Raw genomic sequence first — 20383 nt, 5'->3', positions numbered from 1 at the left:
GATGTGTGGAATTTCCGGAATCATCCGATATGGCCATGGAAGTGATCCAACGGATAGGGAGATCAGCAGCATGATGGAGCAGATGGGACATCGAGGTCCTAACCAATCCGGCATACAGCTTATGGATAGAGCTGGATTAGGCTTTAACAGGCTTTCTATTGTAGATATTGAAGATGGCGCCCAACCGATGACCAATGAAAATGGACAGGTTTGGCTTATTTTTAATGGAGAAATATACAATTATAAAGAGCTGAGACTCATGCTGCAGAGCAAAGGCCATCAGTTTCGCAATCGAAGTGATTCAGAGATCATCGTGCATCTCTATGAGGAATATGGTATAGACTGCGTGCACCATTTGAGAGGCATGTTCAGCTTTGCCATTTGGGATCGGGCGGAGCAACGGCTGTTTGCTGCGCGGGACCATTTTGGGATAAAGCCGTTTTATTATGCGCAGGAGGGGCACCAGTTTCTTTTTTCATCGGAATTAAAAGGGCTCCTGGCTGTAAGCGGGCAAGTGCCGCAAGTGGATTATGCCAGTATGATGCACTATTTGACCTTTCAGTACGTCCCTCAGCCGCAGACGATGTTTGAAGGGGTTCAGAAGCTGGAGCCGGGACATTTTATGCTTGTCGATCGGGAGGGCAGGGTAACTAAGCGGCGATATTGGGAGCCTGCTTTTGAACCCGAACAGCGGCCGATAGGCACGTTTATCGAGGAAATCAGAGCCGTGCTGCGCGATTCGGTGAAGCTGCATCGCCAAGGGGATGTGCCGCTCGGCAGCTTTTTATCAGGCGGAATTGACTCGTCAGCGATTGCGGCGTTATCGATGCAGGAGCAGTTAACGAAAACGTTCTCGGTAGGCTTTGCAGGAGAGGGTAATGAAAATGAGTATGCCCGGGCAGCGGCAAAGGCGATTGGCTCCATGCATGATGAGGAGGAAATCACGCCTGAGCAATTTTTTGCAAATACGCAGAAGGCAGTATGGCATTTGGACGAGCCCGTTGCTGATCCGTCAGCCATTGCGTTATACAGCTTATCTCAGCTGGCCGGGAAGCAGGTAACGGTCGTGATGTCAGGGGAGGGAGCGGATGAGCTGTTCGGCGGCTATGGCATCTATGGCGAGCCGCGCTCGTTGCGCCCTGTATCATGGCTGCCAAACGGCATGAAGTCGCGGCTGCATCGCATGGTGGAGCGGGTTCCGCTCGCTTTTCGCGGGAAAAACTATTTGCTGCGGGGGTTCTCGCCGATTGAACAGCGTTTTTATGGAAATGCTAAGCTGTTCAATGAATCAGACAAACGACAAATCGCGCTGCTTGGCTCCGAGCGTTTGGAGGCGATGCTGCCTTCGGCTTCATTAACAAGCGACGTTTATTATAACAGCCGCCATCTGGATGATCTGACTCGTATGCAGCTGATTGATATGAACTTTTGGCTGCCGGGTGATATTTTGATGAAGGCGGATAAAATGAGCATGGCGCATTCGCTGGAGCTGCGCGTTCCTTTTCTCGATAAAGAGGTGTTTGAGGTGGCCCGCAAAATTCCAGCCGAATACAAGCTGGCAAATGGCACGACCAAATACGTGCTGAGGGAAGCGATGCGAGGCATTCTTCCAGAGCCGTTATTGCAGCGGCCTAAGCTCGGGTTTCCGATCCCGCTGCGCAAGTGGCTGCATGGTAAGTTCGGGGATCAAATGCTGGAGCAAATTAGCGTTGTGCCGCAATGGTTTGATGTCCATGCTGCGCGTCTCATGCTGATGCAGCACCGGGAAGGCAAGGGCGATTACTCGCGGAAGCTATGGGCACTATATATTTTCGCAGTGTGGCATTCCACCTTTATTGGCGAATATCGCTATGGGCAAGCTCGCACGCAGCAAATGCAAATAGGGACGAATCGGCTGCATGCAAGCGGCATAAAAATATAAGAGGTTTTAGTTGCATCGGGGCGGCAAATATGATAAGATCTTCTTATATGCGGAGAGGTACCCAAGAGGCCCAAGGGGGCTGACTCGAAATCAGCTAGGCGTGTCAAAGCGTGCGTGGGTTCGAATCCCACCTTCTCCGCCATTCTCGCACATATGCGCTGTAACGGCGATTGTAATACTATAGAGTTGATATGAAAAGGCTGATTCCTGGTTGAAACGGGAATCGGCTTTTTTGGTTGTGCTTGACTTGAATGAAGCCAGCTCCTTAAGGGGCTGGCTTCGCTTCCATCGTTCTTTTGGACAGGATAATAATAAGCGCCGCTGTAACTGACAATAGGGTACAGCACGTAAACATGGCAGGGTAGGAGCTGCTTTGCAGTAGAATGCCCATTGCGAATCCGCCAAGGGAAAAACCAAGATCGTAGGACGATAAAAAAATCGCCATCAGCACATAGCGGCTTTTCTCTGGCAAAATAAAAGAGAGATAGGTCGTCAGCGTCGGATAGAGCAGCGCCACGGCAAAGCCATTACATACGGCTGACACATATACAAATGCGCCTACGATGTCCAGCATGGCTAACAACTGGCTCCCAAGCGCAGCAGACAACAGCAGCCCGGCCATGAGCCACGTATTCCAGCTGCCATTGGACGGGATTTTTTTGCGCAAAACAAAGCGGCAGGTGATGACGACCAGGCCCTGTATCGTTAAATATATGCCTGCATCCCCTGAGCCAGCGGCAAGCATAAATAGCGGAAGAAAGGTAGCAGTGGCTCCAAACACGCAGGAGGCCAGCAGCATAACGATGCTGCTAATGAGCATGGGCGGGCTTTTCCAAATCGTACCGAGTGATACAGCCATATCGCGGAGCGTATAGGTTTTATCCTGCAAGGTCCGTTTCGGAAGCGCCGTACGATAGAAAATGAGCAGAGGAACGGCAGCCAGTACGATCATCAGCAGGGCGAATAGCAGCTCGCTGCTGCTTTGCCATATTTGTAAAGCGGCGATCGGAATAACGAGTGACGGGACCATTGTAAATAACGTGTACATGGACAGCCCCTGGGCGCGATCTTTATTTTCCAACGATTCCACGATCCCCACCTGCATCGTCATGGAGAAAAAAGCCGTTATAGCTCCCTGTAGAGCTCTAAGCCATATGTATTGCTCCGTTCCGCTAACGGTATAAAGGAGAAGGAGGACAGCATGGGCGCAAAGCAGCCATTTCATAACGGAAAGCGGCCCATAACGTCCAATGAGCTGTGCAGCAAAGGGTCTGAGGAGCATGCAGGTAAACATATAGGCCCCCATAATTAAACCAATCTCCGCCTGATTCATGCCCACCGCCTCGCTTCGGAGCGGCAAAATAATCGTTAAAGCAGAATTGGCGGCGAAAAAGAAAAAGGCCAAAACATACAAGCGAATAAAGGAAGCAGAGGAAGGATGCTGCTTCGTCGTTACAGAATGCAAGATAATACCCACCTTTGTGCAAATCAATTGCTGTGAATTATAATCCAAACCCTAAATTCCAAACCCTCAATTTCATACGACATACTCTGATTACTTTACCATGGAACGAGCATTTTATAATGAAAAAAATAAGCATGCAAAAAAGGAGCTCTTGCGAGCTCCTTCTCCTGACGGTGTTTGATCGATTGAGTACATTTTCACACTACTTTGCAACAGAAACATGGGAGCAATCACTGTTCAATCAGTACCAACGTTTCCGCTGCTGCGTATTCGTTAACTGACCTGTCCATTCTTTTGGCAGGCGGCATATACCGCTTTACTTTTGGAGATGGACAAGTGTGCGTGTGTTACGGACATTGTCTTTGGCACAACCCTCCGCTTCTAAAGCTCAGTGGACAAATTCCTCTTGTAGCAGCCCTTGCACTAAAAAGTCCAACGGAACCACACCTCTCTTCACACCGTCATAAATTAGAATGCCCACGCTGGGCGAAAGCTATACATGCGTTTTGAAATATTAGTGGCCCATTCGCTTCCATTTGCGTTCATGGTTCGTGTTGTCCGGGAAGCGCTGGCCTTTGCTCAGTTTCACCTTCTGCGGATTTTGAATGCCTTGGTGAAAGGAATTGACGCCATCCTCGATGTACGTGCCATCATTCGGCGCCTTATCACCAGCGGAAAACAACGTTCCTTCGCCCATCTTAAATTACCTCCTGTATATGATGTAGATTGCCACTTAAGCAGTTATGCCGTAATGGCATAAGCCTGCAAGCAGTATGAGTTCAGCTGCCCGCTACCTTAATATGAGCCGGGGGGCGGGCGTTCATGAACACCAGATAACGGGAGGAAATAGAAGCTTGTTTTTGGGCTATATATTTGGTATAGTTAGAGGATGCGAGTAAGAACCTCGCTCCTTGCTCCATTTATGGGGCCGTTAGTCCAAAAGGAGGTGAAACATAATGCGCAAATACGAAGTGATGTACATTGTTCGTCCTGATGTTGAGCAAGAAGCTCTTCAAGCTGTCGTTGAGAAATTTAATGGCATCATCTCCAATGGTGGAGAAGTTACGAAACAAGATGTTAGCGGTAAACGCCGTCTTGCGTATGAGATCAACAAGATTCGTGAGGGATACTACGTTCTGGTTCATTTCAACGGAACTACGGAAGTCGTTAACGAACTTGACCGTATCCTGAAGATTACGGATGAAGTTATCCGCTTCTTGGTCGTCAGAGACGTAGCTTAGTTGAAGCCAAGGATTGATCGATTGGGAGGTCAGAGACGATGTTGAATCGTGTAATACTTATTGGTAGATTGACGAGAGACCCTGAATTGCGTTACACGCCTGCTGGCGTTGCAGTAGCGCAATTTACAATAGCAGTTGACCGTCCGTTTACGAGCGGTCAGGGCGAGCGTGAAGCGGATTTCATTCCGGTAGTCACGTGGCGTCAGCTAGCCGAGACATGCGCCAACTACTTGCGTAAAGGCCGCTTAACAGCGGTTGAAGGTCGTATTCAGGTTCGGAACTACGAGAACAACGAAGGCAAGCGCGTCTATGTGACGGAAGTAATCGCTGACAACGTCCGTTTCTTGGAATCCAACAAGGATGCGGGCGGAGCGCGTGAAGATAGCGGTGGTATGAGCGGCGGAAGCGGTTCTTTCGGAGGCGGTTCTTCCTACGGTAACGGTGGAGGAGGCGGAGGCGGCTATAACAGCAACAACAACAACAGCAATAACAATAGCGGCCGCTCCAGTAACAACTCACGTAACGACAACCGTGATCCGTTCTCGGATGATGGTCGACCGATCGATATATCTGAGGATGATTTGCCATTTTAATTGAAAGGATGGATTCGAATGAGCTTTAAGCCAAGAGAAGGCGGAGACGGAGAGCGTCCAGAACGCAAATTCGGCGGCCGCAAAGGCGGACGTAACAAACGCCGTAAAGTTTGCTTCTTCACCGTGAACAAAATCACTAAAGTTGATTATAAAGACACGGACCTGCTTAAAAAGTTTATCAGCGAGCGCGGCAAAATCTTGCCACGTCGTGTAACTGGAACAAGCGCAAAGTACCAACGCCTGCTGACTATCGCGATCAAACGTTCGCGCCAAGTAGCATTGCTGCCGTACACTACAGAATAGATTTTTCTATTCGAAAGAAGTCTGCCTGAGATTCGTCTCGGCAGGCTTTTTTTATGCTTATTTACGATGGCTGATTCAGGCAGGCAAGCTGAAAAACGGCAAAAAAATAGACCCACAGCGTGGGTCTAAACATTTATATTAATTAAAAGGGGGGTTGAGTACTAGTATAGAGGTTGTTTATTAAAGCAAGATGAAGAGAACTTTGCAAATACATTACTAATCATTGCAAGTCAATTCATGTCATTTCAAGCCTGTGGAGCGACACTAGGAACGGTTGCTGGCTCGCGGTTGCTGGTCAGCTTGCGTGAAAGGACAATCAGAATCACAGCGAGCAAGACGCCGGATGCGCCAATCCACGTAATGCTAGGCAAGGAGACTTTGGCGACGATTAGTCCGCCTGCGCTTGCCCCAACTGCCATAGCGAGCTGCAGCACGGAAGTGTTCAGGCTCAGCATAATGCTCGATGCGCTTGGCGCAAGCGTCAGCAAATTGTATTGCTGTGTAGGCCCGGATGACCAAGCAGCAAATGACCATAGCATAAGCAGCGGGAAAACAATAGCCGAGGAGCTGGCACTGAAGGAAATGAGCAGCAGGGCAGCGGCATGAACAAGCATGCCACCCATTAATGTACGCTTCACGCCCCATTTGTCTGTGCTGTAGCCGCCTAGCTTGGAGCCGATCAGGCTGGCTACCCCAAATCCGAATAAGGCGATGCTTAGTGTATTTTCGCTCATAGCGGTCACTTGCAGGAGGTAGGGCGATATATACGTATAAGGAATCGAGTAGCCGACTATCCATAGAAAAGTGACGCCTAAAGCAGCAGCAATTTTTGGTGTCTTAAGCAAGGCTAGCTGCTCGCGCAGCGGTACAGAAGGCTCGCCATCGTATCGCGGAATGGCAAAGACAATCATAATGATGGCAAGCAGTCCGAGCACGCCAATGCCACCGAAGACGCTTTTCCAGTCATAAGATGCGGCTACCATACGGCCGATCGGAATTCCGATGATTAGCGCGGCAGTAAACCCGGTGACGACGGTGGCGATTGCGCTGGCCTGTTTGCCGGGAGCGGCCATTTTTGCAGCAAGCGTTAGTGAGGTTACGACGACGACGCCTGCTCCAAGCGCCATAATGATGCGCGCAGCGATGAACAAGCCGAAGCCTGGCAGAGCAATGGCAAGCAAGTTGCCAAGCACAAAGACAAACATCGCGTAAAGCAGCAGCTTGCGCCGTTCAATCCGTCCCGTCAGGGCCATCAGAATAGGTGTGCCAAGCGCGTAAGTAAGCGAGAAAAAGGTAATGAGCTGGCCGGCGGCACTGACCGATACGCCAATATCCTCCGAAATTTTATCCAATATCCCAGCAATGACATACTCCGATGTTCCAACCAAAAAACTAATTAAGGCAAGCAAATAAATTTTCAATGTGTTCGACAGCATGATGATAGTCCTCTCCACTTATATTTCTATATTTCTAAAAATATAGAAATATAAACTAAAAAAATTATGCCAGCAAATAAGGAGCGTATTTCTGTATAACGTCCATATCCGGGCTGTAGTAAATAAACGTGCCTTCCTTGCGCATTTTTAACAGGCCGCATTCTGATAGCTGCTTCAAATGATGGGAAAGCGTAGAGCTTGCAACCATTTCTAATTGCTGTCCAAGCGTGCTGCAGCACTGATCAGGCTGCTTGGCAAGCAGTTGGGCGATTTTGAAGCGGGTCGGTTCTCCGAGCGCTTTATAAACTTTAACGGCTGCTTGAATGGCTTCCTGCTCCTCCATGCGTAGTCCCTCCTCCATTGCTATTTCTATATCTGTAGAAATAAGGCTAACATACTGGCCCCTGATTAGTAAAGCTTTAATTTCAGGATATGCTGAGATGAGATTTTCTTTGTTATATCCCCCATGGGGGGATATAATGAGGGGATTAAGCTTAAAGGATCAGGGGGCTGGGATGCCATGCTGGAAGCTCAACAGGCCGGAATGACAACACGGCGGCAAAAAATAAAAATCATATTAGCGCTTGCTGTGCCGACAATGATTGAGAACTTTTTGCTCACGATAGTTGGATTTATCGATACATTATTTGTTTCTAGAATCGGTCTGAATGAAGTAGCTGCCGTTGGGGTGGGCAACACGGTTATAGCGGTCTATATTGCGCTATTTACAGCTTTAGGAATTGGCACCTCTTCACTAATAGCCAGAGCAGTAGGCGCCGGGGATTTCACTAAGGCTACGGCCATAGCCAGGCAGTCGACATGGATATCGGCGTTTACAGGCTTAGCATTAGGCATTGTAAGCTTATTTTTTGCGGAGTCCATTTTGCGTTTAATGGGGGCAGCTCCAGATGTTCTGGCACAGGGGGTTATTTATTTTCAAATTGTTGCGGTGCCTTCCTTGTTTATATCGCTTATGGCGATCTTCGGAAGCATTTTGCGTTCTGCGGGCAATACAAGAGCGCCGATGATTGTTGGCATATGGGTCAATCTCATTCATATCGTGTTGGATTATGTACTCATATTCGGCATTGGCGGCTGGGAAGGCTGGGGAATTGCCGGAGCAGGCTGGGCGACGTCCATAGTCCGCGTCATTGGAACTGTGGTGTTGTACAAATACATACAGCAATCTAAGCTTTCTTTTTCCCTATTGAAAAAACAATCTGTGCAGAGCTACACATACCCGCTATTAAATTTATCATTACCGGCTGCGGCAGAACGGTTGATTATGCGTGTCGGACAAATGTTTTATTTGGGCCTCGTCATTCGAATAAGTACCGAAGTATACGCTGCGCATTTAATAGCAGGCAATGTGATTGCCCTGTCTTATCTGCCGGGTTATGGCTTGGCAGTAGCAGCTACAACGCTGGTTGGCCAGCAACTGGGGGCGGGGCGAACGCGGGATAGCTATGAATATGGGCTGCTGACGGCGTGGATAGCCGTAGTGTTCATGACCATAATCGGCATCGTTTTCTGGCTTGGATCAGGTATAGCGGCAAGCTGGTTTACGGGCGAGACCGTCATCGTTGAAATGGTCCGCACTGCGCTCGGCATTGATGCATTTGCCCAGCCGTTTCTGGCGATGAGTCTAGTCCTTGCAGGCGCTCTTCAAGGGGCAGGCGACACGAAGAGTCCAATGTATAGTACAATCATTGGTATATGGGGAATACGAGTGCTCGGCATTTATGTGCTGTGCTTGCATTTTCAGATGGGCATCGCAGGTGTCTGGCTGGTCAGCGCGATTGATCAACTGATGCGCTCCATTTATTTGATGCAGCGCTTCAAGTCTCGGATGAATGCGAAACAGACGATCGTTCAAGTCGAGTAGAGGGGGATGTGCATTGGAGCAGGATCATACACACACGCATATGCATGAGCATAAGCATCGCAAACAAATTATTAATCGATTGGCCCGTATTGAGGGGCATGTTCGATCCGTGAAGGAAATGACGGCTGACGGGCGTGACTGCTCTGATATTTTGCTGCAGATTGCAGCGGTGCGCAAGGCGCTCGATAATGCGGCCAAGCTGCTGCTGAAGGATCATCTGGAAAGCTGTGTGGTGGATGCCATTCACCATGGGGAGAAGAAAACGCTGGAGGATTTGAATAAGGCGCTGGAGCATTTTATACGCTAGATAAAGCTTGCTGCAAAAGGTAAAAAAACAAGCCGTGTTTCTCTGCTGCAGAGAAACACGGCTTGTTCTATGCTTATTTTTTCCTATACGGTTATTCGGCCTTCCTTCGGGTGAGCGCCAGCATAAGGAAGGAAATGAGAACGATGGCAATCGTCCATGCCCAAGCCATCGTCATGTTGCCACCGTCTACAGCGACGTAGATCGCGGTTGGCACCGTCTGGGTAACACCCGGAATATTGCCAGCAATCATGAGTGTTGCCCCGAACTCGCCGAGCGCTCTGGCGAAGCCGAGTATATAAGCGCTGATGAGAGAAGGCCATACAAGCGGCAGCGTAATGTAGCGAAAAATCTGCGATTCATTGCCGCCCATAGAGCGGCCCGCATCCTCTAAATTACGATCTACTCCTGAGAAGCCAACCTTCATCGTCTGGTAGACGAGGGGGAAGGCAACGACTATGGAGGCGATAACCGCCGCCCACCAGGTGAAAATGACTGGAGCATGAAACACCCACTCGATCAGCTTGCCCATCCAGCCTCTGCGGCCGAGCAGCACAAGCAGCAGAAAACCAACGACCGTCGGCGGCAGTACAAGCGGCAGCATAAATAATGTTTCAAGCAGCAGCTTGCCTTTGAACGTTGCTTTCGACATCCATCTTGCAATAAGGACTCCAAGCAAAAGGGTTACGACACTCGATAGTAAGGCAACCTGTAGAGAAAGCCGGATCGGCGTCCAAAATGCGGGCCAATCTATGCCTGCCCCAATCATTTCGCCGCGGAGAACCCGTATTTAGTAAATACGTTCATGGCATCTTCGGTTTGCAGGTAAGCGTATAAAGCTTCCGCTTCACTTTGATGCTTCGTTTCTTTCACAATACCGATTGGATATACAATTGGCGTATAAGTTTCTGGATCAACAGCAGCAGCGATTGTCACTTTATCGGAAGTCAGTGCATCTGTACGATAGACGAAACCGGCGTCTACATTTCCTGTTTCTACATATTGCAGCACTTGGCGCACGTCTTTCGCTTGGACAAGCTTGGATTGCAGGCTGTCCCACAGCTTAGCGTTCGTCAAAGCTTCCATTGCATAGTTGCCAGCAGGCACGCTCTCTGGAATACCGATTGCGATTTTGCCAAGGGTATCTTGGCTGAGGTCGGCAATAGCGGCTACTTCCACTTTGCTGTCAGCTCCCGTTACAATAACGAGTTCGTTAGCCAGAAGTTTTATTTGCTGGTCTTCCGCAATAAAGCCTCCTTCAACGAGTGCTTTCAGGTTTTTGGAAGAAGCAGAGAGGAACAGGTCAGCCGGGGCGCCTTGTTCTATTTGCTGCTGCAATGCGCCGGATGCGCCGAAGTTGAAGTTTAAGGAAATAGATGGATTCGCAGCTTCATAAGCTTGCTTGAGTTCTTGAAGGGCATCGGTCAAGCTGGCAGCAGCAGAGATCGTTAAATCTACTTTCTCGGCAGGTGCAGGAGCCTCGCTCGCCTGCGGAGATGCCGATTCTACAACAGCAGCGCTGGGACTGCTTGCGCTTGTGTCTAAGGCAGCCGTTCCAGTATTGTTCGCCCCGCACGCCGCGCATACAAGCAGCACAGCCAACATGAAAAATAGTGCAGCAGGTTTCTTGAAAGGTGTAAGCATAAACTCTCCTCCAAATATAGTTTATTATATCTATTTATAACTAAACATCATTATAGACTGGTGTCAATTCGACTGTAAAGTGAGATGGGAGGTTTGAAATAGATTATGCTACAATTAAAGGTATGAAAATAATAACCGAATTCAACCTTCAACCTGGGCTGAACGAGGCTAAGGAGATTCTATATGTCCGCTGACATCTCATATACAACTGAAGAAATTGCCAAGCTTCTAAAGATTTCCAAACTAACCGTATACGATTTGATTAAAAAAGGAGATCTGCCCTCCTATCGGGTAGGCAAGCAGATGCGAATTGACGCTTCCGATCTGGAAGCGTACAAGCTGCGGGCAAAAGGCCTCCAAGCCAGTGCGCCTGCCGGCAAGACAATGGCTTCCCAGCAGCAAGGGTCTCCATACGCGAACGCGCTGGATTTATCGGACCGAAACGCTGCCTTGTCAACAGCTGGCGGGGGACGCCCGATCGTCATTACCGGACAAGATATGAGCCTGGATATTTTGGCCAAGCATATGGAGCGGGAGGGACCTGGCTTGCGCCCGCTGCGCTCCTATGTCGGCAGCATGGACAGCCTGATATCGATGTATAGAGGAGAATCAGACATCGTCAGCACGCATTTGCTGGATGGCGATACAGGGGAATATAACGTTCCCTATATTCGTAAACTATTGATTGGGGCACCTTATATCGTTGTTCATATGCTGACGAGGAGCGCAGGCTTGTTCGTGCAGCAGGGCAATCCGCTAAAGCTGGCAAGCTGGGCCGATTTGGCGAAGCCAGGACTTCGCCTCATTAATCGGGAGCGTGGGGCCGGTGCGCGCGTGCTGCTGGATGAGCAGCTTCGATTGCACGGTATTCCGGCAGCTTCAATACTAGGCTATGACCAGGAGCAGACGAACCATCTTGCAGTAGCGGCGCAGGTTGCGTCAGGCGAGGCTGATGTGGGTATTGGAACGGAGAGGGCTGCAGCGATCGTCTCCCGCCTTACCTATATACCACTCGTTCAGGAGCAATACGACCTGGTTATGCTGAAGAAGCCGGACAATCAACTATTCATTAATGCGGTCATTCGCATTTTACGGTCGCAAAGCTTCAAGCAGGAACTGGGAGCCATCGAAGGGTATGACTTGACCCGTACAGGGGAAATCGTTGCAGAAAGCTGAGAACATCATAAGCAGGAAGAAGGAACAGCGGATGGACCATTTTAAAACAGGAAAAGAACGGTTTGTACAGTTTATTTTAAATAATAAATTCGTCATATTTTTGCTCGTGCTGCTCCTGGTTAGTCTGAATATTTTTGTCATGAGCAAAATCTCCTACGTGTTCACGCCGCTCGCTGTATTGTTCAAGACGGTGCTGCTGCCGATTATTTTGGCGGGTGTAGCTTATTATTTGCTGAATCCGATTGTAGATTATTTGGAGACGAAGAAGGCTCCGCGTATTTATTCCATCTTTGTGATTTTTGCGGTTATTTTAGGGCTGCTTACGATTTTGCTGACGGTGGTCATTCCGCTTGTAACTACACAGATCGTCAGTCTGGTCGATAATTTGCCGGGCTATGGGGATCAGCTGCGAACGAAGTTTGATGAGCTGATGCACAGCGGAGACCTGCGGGATATTGAGCGGTGGCTCAATGTTAACCCTTCGGATTTGAGCGGCAATATTACGAAGCGGGCGACGGAGCTGCTGAATGGGGTATGGCAAAGTTTAGGTTCATTCGTGGGGGCGCTTAAAGATGTCGTGCTTGCCGTCATTACGCTGCCATTTATTCTTTTCTACCTATTAAAAGATGGCAAAAGGCTGCCGGATTATATTGCGGCTATACTGCCAATGAACATGAGAGCGCACACGAAGCGCATTATGGGCGAAATGAACGGCCAAATCAGCAGTTACATAAGAGGCCAGATTATTGTAAGCTTCTGCATTGGGGTGCTGCTATATATTGGTTATTTGATCATTGGGCTTGAATATTCGCTGGTGCTGGCGCTGATTGCCGCATGTACAGCCATCATTCCGTATCTGGGCCCAGCTATCGCGATTACGCCAGCGCTCATTGTTGCGATGGTAACCTCACCCGTCATGCTGCTGAAAATGCTTGTGATCTGGACGATTGTCCAGCTTATCGAAGGGAAGTTTATCTCCCCGCAAATTATGGGGAAAAGCATGCATATTCATCCCATTACGATTATTTTCGTCATTTTGACCGCTGGAAATTTGTTTGGATTGGCGGGCATTATTTTAGCCGTTCCAGGTTATGCGGTGCTGAAAGTTATTGCGACGAATTTCTTCCACTGGCTGCAGGCCCGTTCGCCGCTCTACGCAGCGGAGGAAGTGAATGCGGATAATGATTTTAAGCTATAATATAAGCATTATAAAACGAAGGGCTGCTTGCAAAAGCAGTCTTTTTATTAAAATATAAGGAAGTATAATCTGGCTGCATAACATTTTCCTCTATTTCAACGCGTAACGGCAGTGCCTTCAAGGGGCTGCAATGCCGTTTGCGTTTGAACTTTTCAAAAGTAACTAAAAGTTGTAATTGCAGTTTTTGTCGCAAAGGAATAAAATGAACATGAGTGTGGTCAAGTCCCTCTAATGATGCATCCTTATTGTGAAACATTTCACAATTTCAGGTTTTTTTCAGAGGCGGCTTGCAGTTGTAACGGCGTTTAACTAATCATGCAACAATCAACGCAAGGGAGGCATTTTTCGTATGTCGGAAACATTAACAGAGCAAGAAGTACAGACGGGATCTGTACGTAGTGAACTGGACGTTCTGGAGCAATTGCTTAAACCGGAAATCCAAAGCTCGCTGAATCAGCTGGTAGAAAGCTTGCCTAAGCTTGCTGAAATGGTTACTTTGATGACCAAAGCTTATGATGTGGCAACAACTGTAGCGAATGACCAAGTGCTTATGGGCGACATGAAGCATGGTATCGAAGAATTCGTTAAGCCAATTACGGACAAAGCAAAAGGCATTGCATCGGCTGCTGTAGAAGCTAATGATCGTGCACATGCAGAGCCTACGACAATCGGTCTGTTCGGCATTCTCAAAATGCTGAAAGATCCTCAGGTCCAACAAACATTGCGTTTCGCGCAATCGTTCTTGGATGTATTGGCAGAGCGCAACAAACAGCGTTAAGATCGGATCAGAATGAGAACGGAGGATCAGTATGTCTAAGCATATTTTGATTTTGGGTGGCGGTTATGGCGGTTTGCTGAGCGCATTGACAACTCGCAAATATATGTCCCCCGAGGAAGCAAGCATTACCGTTGTTAACCGTATTCCATCGCACCAAATCGTAACGGAATTGCATCGTCTGGCCGTTGGCGGCGTTCATGAGAACAACGTTGCTTTGCCGCTGACGAAGCTGTTCAAAGATAAATCCATCAATTTGGTTATCGACACAGTCGACAAAATTGATCCGGACCAGAAGCAAGTTCACCTTTCCAGCGGTGCAAAAACTTCCTACGATACGCTTGTTATCGCTCTTGGTGGCGAAACAGCATTTTTCGGCATCCCAGGCCTTGAAGAGAACAGCCTGACGCTGAAATCGGTTGAGGAAGCAAACCGCGTGAGCGCGCACATTCAAGAGCGCCTTGCTGCGTATGCAAAATCCAAAGACAAAGCTGACGCAACGATCGTTGTTGGCGGCGGCGGCCTGACTGGTATTGAGCTGATCGGTGAAATTGCCGACATGCTGCCAAAATGGTGTGAGCAGTACGGCGTTAACATCAGCGAAGTATCGGTATACAATGTTGAAGCAGGCCCGTCGATTCTGGCTGGTTTCCCTGTGGAGCTTGTTGACCGTGCGAAAGCAAGCCTTGAAAAACGCGGCGTTCAACTGCTGATGGGTATTGCGGTTACAGAAGTAAAAGGCAACCAAGTTATTTTGAAAGACGGTCAAACGCTTGTGGCTAACACATTCGTATGGACTGGCGGCGTTACAGGCAACCCTGTCGTAGCAAACTGCGGTATTGAAGTAAACCGTGGCCGCGCTACAGTCAATGAGTTCCTGCAATCGACTTCGCACCCTGAAGTTTACCTGGCTGGCGACAACGCAGTTGTATTTAGCCCAGACGGCCGTCCATATCCGCCAAGTGCACAAATCGCATGGCAAATGGGCGAAGCAATCGGCTACAACCTGTTCGCGCAATCCAAAGGCTTGCCACAAAAATCGTTTACATTCGTTAACTCCGGCGTTCTTGCGAGCCTTGGCCGCAAAGATGCAATCGGAACCGTTGGCGCAAGCCAGCTTCGTCTGAGAGGCACTACAGCTTCCCTGATGAAAGAAGCAAGTAACGTTCGTTACCTGTCGCATGTTAACGGCTTGTTCTCGCTCGTTTACTAATTTAATTCATTAATAACCATAATAAGTCCTCGTTTAAACGGCAGCAGCTGTTTGGGCGAGGACTTTATTTTGTTCCCTCGAAGATGGTACGATAAGGAGAAAAGGGGACACGGCTATGGAGCATTATATTAAATATTGCCTGGGCAAGAAGGGCGCTTATGAAGATTATCCTTTCGGGCCGGAAGCGCTGGTTATGAAAGTAGAAGGGAAGATGTTTGCCTTGATTTCTGACGACCGGAAATCGATATCGCTCAAATGCGACCCTATCATTGCTGAAAATTTACGCGAGCAGCATGCGGCGGTCATCCCTGGCTACCATATGAACAAGAAGCACTGGAATACGGTGCTGCTGGACGGCAGCCTGGGGCAAGACGAGGTCGAGAGCATGATCACCCACTCCTATGAGCTGGTTGTAAAGTCGCTTCCGAAGGCGGTACGCGAGAGCTTGAGCGGCAGTTAATGGGCGGAAAGTATGGTTTTCGAGGCTCATTTTAGGTATAATAAAAGTATTGAGCGTTTAATTGAATAAAAAGAAGTTTTTCGGAGGAGTCTGTCAACAACGGGATTTCTCTGTCTGCTTGTAAAGAGCCCGTATATATGCGGGCTCTTTTTTTATTTTTTTGCTGCAAATAAGGAGGGAAATAAAATGGAATTTATTTTAACGTTAATGCTAATTATCGCGGTGTCCAAAATAGCAGGGGCACTTTCCGTCAAGGCTGGCCAGCCTGCTGTACTCGGAAAGCTGCTTGCAGGTATAGTCGTTGGTCCCGCCTTGCTTGGGTGGGTAGACAATAGCGACTGGCTGGCTCATTTCTCAGAAATCGGCGTGCTGCTGCTCATGTTTATCGCAGGGCTTGAGACGGATCTGGAGCAGCTGCGTAAAGACTGGAAAGCGTCATTTTCAGTGGCGCTAGGGGGCATTATTTTGCCATTCGCCGGAGGATATGGGGCTGCTGTCTTGTTCGGCTTGTCCTCCGCGCAGGCGATCTTTCTGGGGCTGCTGCTCTCCGCCACCTCGGTCAGCATATCGGTGCAAACGTTGAAGGAAATGAACAAGCTGAGCTCCAGGGAAGGCACGACGATACTAGGAGCGGCGGTTGTAGATGACGTGGTGGTCGTTGTTTTGCTGGCTGTTGTCATGAGCTTGCTTGGATCAGGAGGAGATGTATCGATACCCCTGCTGCTAGGGAAAAAAGTGCTGTTCTTTGCTGTTATTATTGCCGCGAGCTGGTGGCTGGTGCCGTTCATCATGAAACGGCTGGCCCGCTTCCCAGTTACAGAGGCAGCGATAAGCGCTGCGCTGGTTATCTGCTTCGGCTTCGCTTATTTCGCAGACGCTATGGGCGTTGCTGGCATTATCGGAGCATTCGCTGCGGGGATTGCGATTGGGCAAACGCCGCTTCGCCACACGGTTGAAACGAAGATCGAGCCGATCGCCTATTCGCTATTTGTACCTGTTTTTTTCATCAGCATTGGGCTTAACGTTACTTTTGCGGGAATCGGCGAGCAAATAGGGTTTATCGCTTTGTTATCCGTTGTTGCGATACTGACAAAGCTGTTCGGCGCCGCAGCCGGAGCAAGACTCACAGGCTTCAATATGCGCTCGTCCATAGGAATTGGGGCGGGAATGATATCTAGAGGCGAGGTAGCGCTCATTATCGCCGCTTCCGGCTTGCAGTCGGCGCTGCTGCCGCAGGCTTATTTTACCCCGGTCGTACTCGTTATTATGGTGACAACGTTAGTCACCCCGCCGCTCATGAAGCAGCTGTTCAAGCGGGAGCAGCCAGCTAACTAACTCATGCAAGGGACAAGGAGTCGGTTATGGGGAAATTGCAAAAAGAATTTATCGTCAATGTCAGCGCAGTGTCCTTTATTTTAAGCGCGATTTACAGCTTTGTATGGATCAAAGCGGATTACTATTTTTTATCGCATGAAACGGACATCAATGGGGATTTCGGTTTTGCTGTGTTCTTTATATTTTTTGCTAGTTTATACGTTATACATGTCCTTATGTGTGCGATCCATTATGCTGCATTTCGTATAGGCGGTACAAGGGCAAGAGCAGCTACTAAGTTTATTCTGTTTAACGGCGCAGGCGGCCTTTTGATCGGGGGTATTTGCTATTTAACGGGCAGCGCTGTTCCGCTTTCGCTTGTCTGCTCGCTCGTTGTAATCTCTATCATTTCAGGGCTTCATCGTACATGGTCTCCGTCATGAGGCAGGGGCAACAAAACATTCGAAAAAACGGGGCGCCTCTCATTTAAGAGATGCACCCCGTTTTTATTTTATTGGCCTTAGGCCGTTGTCTCGACCTGAGTCTCTATTTCATCCGTTTCAATGATCAGCTCAACCTTCTTAATTCGGTGCTTGCCGATCTCACGAATAATAAATCGCATATTATGATGATGAAGTTCTTTGCCGATGCGCGGATCTTGAATTTCGCTGTACAGCCAGCCGCCGACCGTATCGACTTCCTCATGCTCCAGATTGACCCCTGTAAGCTCGCTCAATTCGTCGAGTGATACTTTGCCGTCAAGCAGGTAACAGTTGTCAGCAAGCTTCTCAATGTCCTTGCGCTCGTCAGCATCAAATTCATCACGAATTTCGCCAACAATTTCTTCTAAAATATCTTCAATCGTAATGAGGCCTGACGTTCCGCCGTATTCATCCATCAAAATGGCGATATGCACTTGCTCCTGCTGCATGCGCTTGAGCAGCGTTTTGACAGGCAGCACTTCGGAAACCGTAAGTACAGGATGGATCAGCTTTTTGAAATCAAACTCTTTATTATGATGAAATTGCAAAAACATTTGCTTCGTATTGATCATGCCGATAATGTTGTCTTTGCTGTCTTGTGCGACAGGAAAGCGTGTATATTGTTCTTTATGAATGATTTCCATGTTTTCAACTAACGATTTATTGGAATACAGGCAGATCATATCGGTGCGGGGCACCATAATCTCCTTCGCGAGCATTTCGTCAAAAGCGAAAATGCGGCTCACGTAGCCATACTCCGTGTTGTTGATTTTGCCGCTCTGGTAGCTGTCATTCAGAATAATCTGAATTTCTTCTTCGCTATGAGCGTCTTCATGCTCTTTCACCGGCTTTAGTCCGAACAAGCGCACAAGCGCATTTGCAGAACCGTTCAATACCCAGATGAAAGGATACATAATTTTGTGGAACAAGATGATTGGCTTTGCTACTGTAAAGCTGATGAATTCCGCTTTTTGAATCGCCCACGTCTTCGGAGCAAGCTCACCAATAACGACGTGCAGAAAGGTTACGGAAGCAAAAGCGATAATAAAGGACAATACGTGACTGACTTCACTACTTATACTAAGCTGTTGAAAAAGAGGGAACAGGATTTTCTCCACTGTCGGTTCACCTAGCCAACCTAACCCGAGCGCTGTAATGGTAATACCAAGCTGACAGGCCGACAGATAACCATCCAAATTGCTTGTAACCTGTTGTACGGCAAGAGCGTTTTTCTTGCCTTCAAGCACTAATTGATCGACTCGGCTTGCCCGGAGCCTGATAACAGCAAATTCCGTTGCTACGAAAAAGGCAGTCATCACAATTAATAATGCAATCAATAACAGATTAAGTCCTATACCCATGTCTACTTTTCACTATCCTTTTTAAATGAATTTTAAGTTCTTATGAACTAATATACCGAACTCAAGGGTCAATATGCAATCTCGCCATTCGTTGTTAGCAGGCCATATGAGGCAAATTACAGGCAAAAATGCGAAAAATGTTGATATTATTGGCTATTATCTCATCTTTACATTCCTATATCACGGGCGTATGATAAGTTCATTCGAACTTGAAATGGTTCAGTACAAGTAGGAGGAAAGCGATATGGAGTCTTTCACGCTTACTCGAAAAGAAATGGCTTGCCTGCTGATGGCGCTGGATGGACAGGATGGACATCGTCCTTTGCAGGTGCTGCAGGATGCCTGGAAGAAGACGCACCGCAATGCATTGGAAGCTGGAGCTTCCCTGCCAGCCTTCTTATCCACGGCCCTTCCCCCCATTCTGGAGAAGATGATAAAAGGCAATGAGGTGAGAGGCTTCTCACTGCAGGAAATCGCTACGCTCGGCCATATGGTGGAGTATTCCAACATGTCTATTACCTCTATGCAGAATTGGGTGAAGCGCGATTTTAAGGCGTATTTCAATTGTCCAAAAATGGGCAAAAAATATTCGCTGAATCAAGCGGCGCTGTTGTTCGTCATTGATGATTTGAAGTCGAATCTCGATTTTGAGTCGATTCGCAAGCTGCTTGAGATTTTATTCATCAAGCCGGAGGATGAATCGGCCGATCTAATTGGCCCGCTTGAGCTATATGCGTCTTACTCGGCCATGTTTGAAGAGCTGGATGCGAATAATGACCAGCTTCTAGATACCTTTGGCCATGTGAAGGGCGGCAGCAAGCAGGATGCATTGACGGAAAATGCGATTAGAGCATCGGCGGACCGTTTTGCCCAGAAGCTGCCGGATTTGACGAACGACCAGTCGGAGGCGCTCCGCAATATTTTGTTCATTGCGGCGATTTCGATCCAGACGGCGTATTTCCACTCGCTGGCTCGCCGGTATTTGAATGCTACCCTGTTTCTGCATCGGTAATGATGCGGCAGGGGACCTGTCCGATTAGACCGGCTGTGCAAGTGTGCGCAAGGCGGGTAAATAATAAGGCTCCTATCCTAAAGCGGACGGGAGCCTTATTTTTGAAATATAGGAAAGTATATCGAAACGCTATCCTTTCTCTATATTTCTCGGAATGAAACGCGCCGTCCCACCAAAGGATGGAGCCAGCCGTTTCACCTTGACCAAATTACTTGAATTGTGCAGCTTGCTTCTCGGCGATGTCGCCAACGTAAGGCAGCTTGAATTGTTTGCCTTGGTAAGCTTGAAGCATCAGGAAGATCCAGAGAGCGAAGCCGAGAATACCAAGCAGGGCGCTAATCAGTGACCCGATAAACGGAATGATGTTCAGCACCATCATGACCACGGTTAAGCCGCCGAATGTAATAATCGATTGCATTGCATGAAATTTCACGTACCGGCTGTTTTTCTCCAATACAAGGAAGATAATTCCAGTGACAAAGCTCAAAACATAACAAAGCAGCGCTGCGACCTTAGGATCGAGCCCAGTTGAGGATTGATCAGGTTGATTAAATTGTTGCATTTGTGTAGGTCATCCTTTCTGATTCTAAAAATGAATGT

The 20383-nt window shown here is 48.3% G+C and carries 22 protein-coding genes and 1 tRNA gene; 15 read left to right on the top strand and 8 right to left on the bottom strand.

The annotated features are described in order from the left end of the window. The first annotated feature begins 1 nt into the window (after position 1). Together asnB and AC6B99_RS18665 are read left to right on the top strand one after the other, a co-directional pair. Positions 2 to 1921, top strand: coding sequence for an asparagine synthase (glutamine-hydrolyzing) (asnB, locus tag AC6B99_RS18670; protein WP_496663966.1), 1920 nt, complete (start codon positions 2 to 4; stop codon positions 1919 to 1921). A gap of 51 nt (positions 1922 to 1972) precedes the next feature. Continuing rightward, a tRNA-Ser gene (locus tag AC6B99_RS18665) sits at positions 1973 to 2063 on the top strand. 123 nt (positions 2064 to 2186) lie between these two features. Here the strand turns inward: AC6B99_RS18665 and cntE are convergent. Next, on the bottom strand, positions 2187 to 3386 hold the full coding sequence (gene cntE, locus AC6B99_RS18660) for a staphylopine family metallophore export MFS transporter CntE (protein WP_494883249.1): 1200 nt from the start codon (positions 3384 to 3386) through the stop codon (positions 2187 to 2189). A 514-nt stretch (positions 3387 to 3900) separates the two neighbouring features. Further along, positions 3901 to 4083: a YjzC family protein gene (locus tag AC6B99_RS18655; RefSeq protein WP_056036068.1), complete on the bottom strand. Its 183-nt coding sequence runs from the start codon at positions 4081 to 4083 to the stop codon at positions 3901 to 3903. 259 nt (positions 4084 to 4342) lie between these two features. Here AC6B99_RS18655 and rpsF point away from each other — a divergent pair, with 259 nt between their 5' ends. From rpsF to rpsR, 3 genes are read left to right on the top strand one after another with little or no spacing between them, the layout of a single operon-like run. Further along, a complete protein-coding gene (gene rpsF, locus AC6B99_RS18650; protein WP_046234581.1) occupies positions 4343 to 4627 on the top strand; it encodes a 30S ribosomal protein S6 in 285 nt (94 codons plus the stop codon). Between the two features lie 38 nt (positions 4628 to 4665). Next, positions 4666 to 5220, top strand: a complete 555-nt coding sequence (ssb, locus tag AC6B99_RS18645) for a single-stranded DNA-binding protein (protein WP_496663965.1) — start codon at positions 4666 to 4668, stop codon at positions 5218 to 5220. 18 nt (positions 5221 to 5238) lie between these two features. After that, on the top strand, positions 5239 to 5523 hold the full coding sequence (gene rpsR / locus AC6B99_RS18640) for a 30S ribosomal protein S18 (RefSeq protein ID WP_046234583.1): 285 nt from the start codon (positions 5239 to 5241) through the stop codon (positions 5521 to 5523). A 245-nt stretch (positions 5524 to 5768) separates the two neighbouring features. On the opposite strand, the gene AC6B99_RS18635 is transcribed toward rpsR, so the two are convergent. After that, positions 5769 to 6956, bottom strand: a complete 1188-nt coding sequence (locus tag AC6B99_RS18635) for an MFS transporter (protein WP_494883272.1) — start codon at positions 6954 to 6956, stop codon at positions 5769 to 5771. Positions 6957 to 7023: 67 nt separating this feature from the next. Beyond that, positions 7024 to 7302: an ArsR/SmtB family transcription factor gene (locus tag AC6B99_RS18630; protein WP_056036077.1), complete on the bottom strand. Its 279-nt coding sequence runs from the start codon at positions 7300 to 7302 to the stop codon at positions 7024 to 7026. A 177-nt stretch (positions 7303 to 7479) separates the two neighbouring features. Between AC6B99_RS18630 and AC6B99_RS18625 the strand changes: the two genes are divergently transcribed. After that, positions 7480 to 8844 carry an MATE family efflux transporter gene (locus AC6B99_RS18625; protein ID WP_494861469.1) on the top strand — a complete coding sequence of 455 codons (1365 nt, stop codon included), beginning with the start codon at positions 7480 to 7482 and terminating at the stop codon, positions 8842 to 8844. A 13-nt stretch (positions 8845 to 8857) separates the two neighbouring features. Continuing rightward, positions 8858 to 9151: a metal-sensing transcriptional repressor gene (locus AC6B99_RS18620; protein WP_496663964.1), complete on the top strand. Its 294-nt coding sequence runs from the start codon at positions 8858 to 8860 to the stop codon at positions 9149 to 9151. 91 nt (positions 9152 to 9242) lie between these two features. Here AC6B99_RS18620 and modB read toward each other — a convergent pair whose 3' ends face one another. Continuing rightward, positions 9243 to 9917 carry a molybdate ABC transporter permease subunit gene (modB, locus tag AC6B99_RS18615; RefSeq protein WP_496663963.1) on the bottom strand — a complete coding sequence of 225 codons (675 nt, stop codon included), beginning with the start codon at positions 9915 to 9917 and terminating at the stop codon, positions 9243 to 9245. Continuing rightward, positions 9914 to 10792 carry a molybdate ABC transporter substrate-binding protein gene (gene modA / locus AC6B99_RS18610; protein ID WP_494861463.1) on the bottom strand — a complete coding sequence of 293 codons (879 nt, stop codon included), beginning with the start codon at positions 10790 to 10792 and terminating at the stop codon, positions 9914 to 9916. Before modA ends, modB begins: the two co-directional genes overlap by 4 nt. Positions 10793 to 10975: 183 nt before the next feature. Between modA and AC6B99_RS18605 the strand changes: the two genes are divergently transcribed. The 7 genes from AC6B99_RS18605 to AC6B99_RS18575 all read left to right on the top strand — a co-directional run bounded on the left by AC6B99_RS18605 (position 10976) and on the right by AC6B99_RS18575 (position 17371). Next, a complete protein-coding gene (locus AC6B99_RS18605; RefSeq protein ID WP_494861461.1) occupies positions 10976 to 11968 on the top strand; it encodes a substrate-binding domain-containing protein in 993 nt (330 codons plus the stop codon). A gap of 31 nt (positions 11969 to 11999) precedes the next feature. After that, complete coding sequence (locus AC6B99_RS18600; RefSeq protein ID WP_056036102.1) at positions 12000 to 13166, top strand: AI-2E family transporter; 1167 nt, start codon at positions 12000 to 12002, stop codon at positions 13164 to 13166. A gap of 349 nt (positions 13167 to 13515) precedes the next feature. Next, positions 13516 to 13944, top strand: a complete 429-nt coding sequence (locus AC6B99_RS18595; RefSeq protein WP_056036104.1) for a DUF1641 domain-containing protein — start codon at positions 13516 to 13518, stop codon at positions 13942 to 13944. 31 nt (positions 13945 to 13975) lie between these two features. After that, complete coding sequence (locus AC6B99_RS18590) at positions 13976 to 15154, top strand: NAD(P)/FAD-dependent oxidoreductase (RefSeq protein ID WP_056036107.1); 1179 nt, start codon at positions 13976 to 13978, stop codon at positions 15152 to 15154. 115 nt (positions 15155 to 15269) lie between these two features. Next, entirely contained in the window at positions 15270 to 15614 is a 345-nt protein-coding gene (locus tag AC6B99_RS18585; RefSeq protein ID WP_496663962.1) for an MmcQ/YjbR family DNA-binding protein, read from the top strand. A gap of 186 nt (positions 15615 to 15800) precedes the next feature. Then, positions 15801 to 16949 (top strand): monovalent cation:proton antiporter-2 (CPA2) family protein, encoded by a 1149-nt coding sequence (locus AC6B99_RS18580; RefSeq protein WP_494861455.1) that lies wholly within the window; start codon positions 15801 to 15803, stop codon positions 16947 to 16949. Between the two features lie 26 nt (positions 16950 to 16975). After that, entirely contained in the window at positions 16976 to 17371 is a 396-nt protein-coding gene (locus tag AC6B99_RS18575; RefSeq protein ID WP_056036118.1) for a hypothetical protein, read from the top strand. Between the two features lie 77 nt (positions 17372 to 17448). Here AC6B99_RS18575 and AC6B99_RS18570 read toward each other — a convergent pair whose 3' ends face one another. Further along, positions 17449 to 18771 carry a hemolysin family protein gene (locus tag AC6B99_RS18570; protein ID WP_056036120.1) on the bottom strand — a complete coding sequence of 441 codons (1323 nt, stop codon included), beginning with the start codon at positions 18769 to 18771 and terminating at the stop codon, positions 17449 to 17451. A gap of 244 nt (positions 18772 to 19015) precedes the next feature. Between AC6B99_RS18570 and AC6B99_RS18565 the strand changes: the two genes are divergently transcribed. Beyond that, positions 19016 to 19783, top strand: coding sequence for a DUF1836 domain-containing protein (locus AC6B99_RS18565; RefSeq protein ID WP_056036123.1), 768 nt, complete (start codon positions 19016 to 19018; stop codon positions 19781 to 19783). Between the two features lie 208 nt (positions 19784 to 19991). Here AC6B99_RS18565 and AC6B99_RS18560 read toward each other — a convergent pair whose 3' ends face one another. Then, positions 19992 to 20345, bottom strand: coding sequence for a DUF4870 domain-containing protein (locus AC6B99_RS18560; protein WP_056036127.1), 354 nt, complete (start codon positions 20343 to 20345; stop codon positions 19992 to 19994). Between the last annotated feature and the right edge of the window lie 38 nt (positions 20346 to 20383).

It is taken from the genome of Paenibacillus liaoningensis, assembly GCF_059609455.1.
This window is presented reverse-complemented; position numbering and strand designations above follow the sequence as displayed.

Bases quoted from the DNA above. Each gene is read 5' to 3' on its own strand.
- AC6B99_RS18630 (WP_056036077.1), bottom strand. From the start codon at position 7,302: ATGGAGGAGCAGGAAGCCATTCAAGCAGCCGTTAAAGTTTATAAAGCG.
- ssb (WP_496663965.1), top strand. From the start codon at position 4,666: ATGTTGAATCGTGTAATACTTATTGGTAGATTGACGAGAGACCCTGAA.
- AC6B99_RS18625 (WP_494861469.1), top strand. From the start codon at position 7,480: ATGCTGGAAGCTCAACAGGCCGGAATGACAACACGGCGGCAAAAAATA.
- AC6B99_RS18560 (WP_056036127.1), bottom strand. From the start codon at position 20,345: ATGCAACAATTTAATCAACCTGATCAATCCTCAACTGGGCTCGATCCT.
- AC6B99_RS18585 (WP_496663962.1), top strand. From the start codon at position 15,270: ATGGAGCATTATATTAAATATTGCCTGGGCAAGAAGGGCGCTTATGAA.
- AC6B99_RS18570 (WP_056036120.1), bottom strand. From the start codon at position 18,771: ATGGGTATAGGACTTAATCTGTTATTGATTGCATTATTAATTGTGATG.
- AC6B99_RS18600 (WP_056036102.1), top strand. From the start codon at position 12,000: ATGGACCATTTTAAAACAGGAAAAGAACGGTTTGTACAGTTTATTTTA.
- asnB (WP_496663966.1), top strand. From the start codon at position 2: ATGTGTGGAATTTCCGGAATCATCCGATATGGCCATGGAAGTGATCCA.
- modB (WP_496663963.1), bottom strand. From the start codon at position 9,917: ATGATTGGGGCAGGCATAGATTGGCCCGCATTTTGGACGCCGATCCGG.
- AC6B99_RS18655 (WP_056036068.1), bottom strand. From the start codon at position 4,083: ATGGGCGAAGGAACGTTGTTTTCCGCTGGTGATAAGGCGCCGAATGAT.
- AC6B99_RS18590 (WP_056036107.1), top strand. From the start codon at position 13,976: ATGTCTAAGCATATTTTGATTTTGGGTGGCGGTTATGGCGGTTTGCTG.
- rpsF (WP_046234581.1), top strand. From the start codon at position 4,343: ATGCGCAAATACGAAGTGATGTACATTGTTCGTCCTGATGTTGAGCAA.
- AC6B99_RS18575 (WP_056036118.1), top strand. From the start codon at position 16,976: ATGGGGAAATTGCAAAAAGAATTTATCGTCAATGTCAGCGCAGTGTCC.
- AC6B99_RS18565 (WP_056036123.1), top strand. From the start codon at position 19,016: ATGGAGTCTTTCACGCTTACTCGAAAAGAAATGGCTTGCCTGCTGATG.
- AC6B99_RS18595 (WP_056036104.1), top strand. From the start codon at position 13,516: ATGTCGGAAACATTAACAGAGCAAGAAGTACAGACGGGATCTGTACGT.
- rpsR (WP_046234583.1), top strand. From the start codon at position 5,239: ATGAGCTTTAAGCCAAGAGAAGGCGGAGACGGAGAGCGTCCAGAACGC.
- modA (WP_494861463.1), bottom strand. From the start codon at position 10,792: ATGCTTACACCTTTCAAGAAACCTGCTGCACTATTTTTCATGTTGGCT.
- AC6B99_RS18580 (WP_494861455.1), top strand. From the start codon at position 15,801: ATGGAATTTATTTTAACGTTAATGCTAATTATCGCGGTGTCCAAAATA.
- AC6B99_RS18605 (WP_494861461.1), top strand. From the start codon at position 10,976: ATGTCCGCTGACATCTCATATACAACTGAAGAAATTGCCAAGCTTCTA.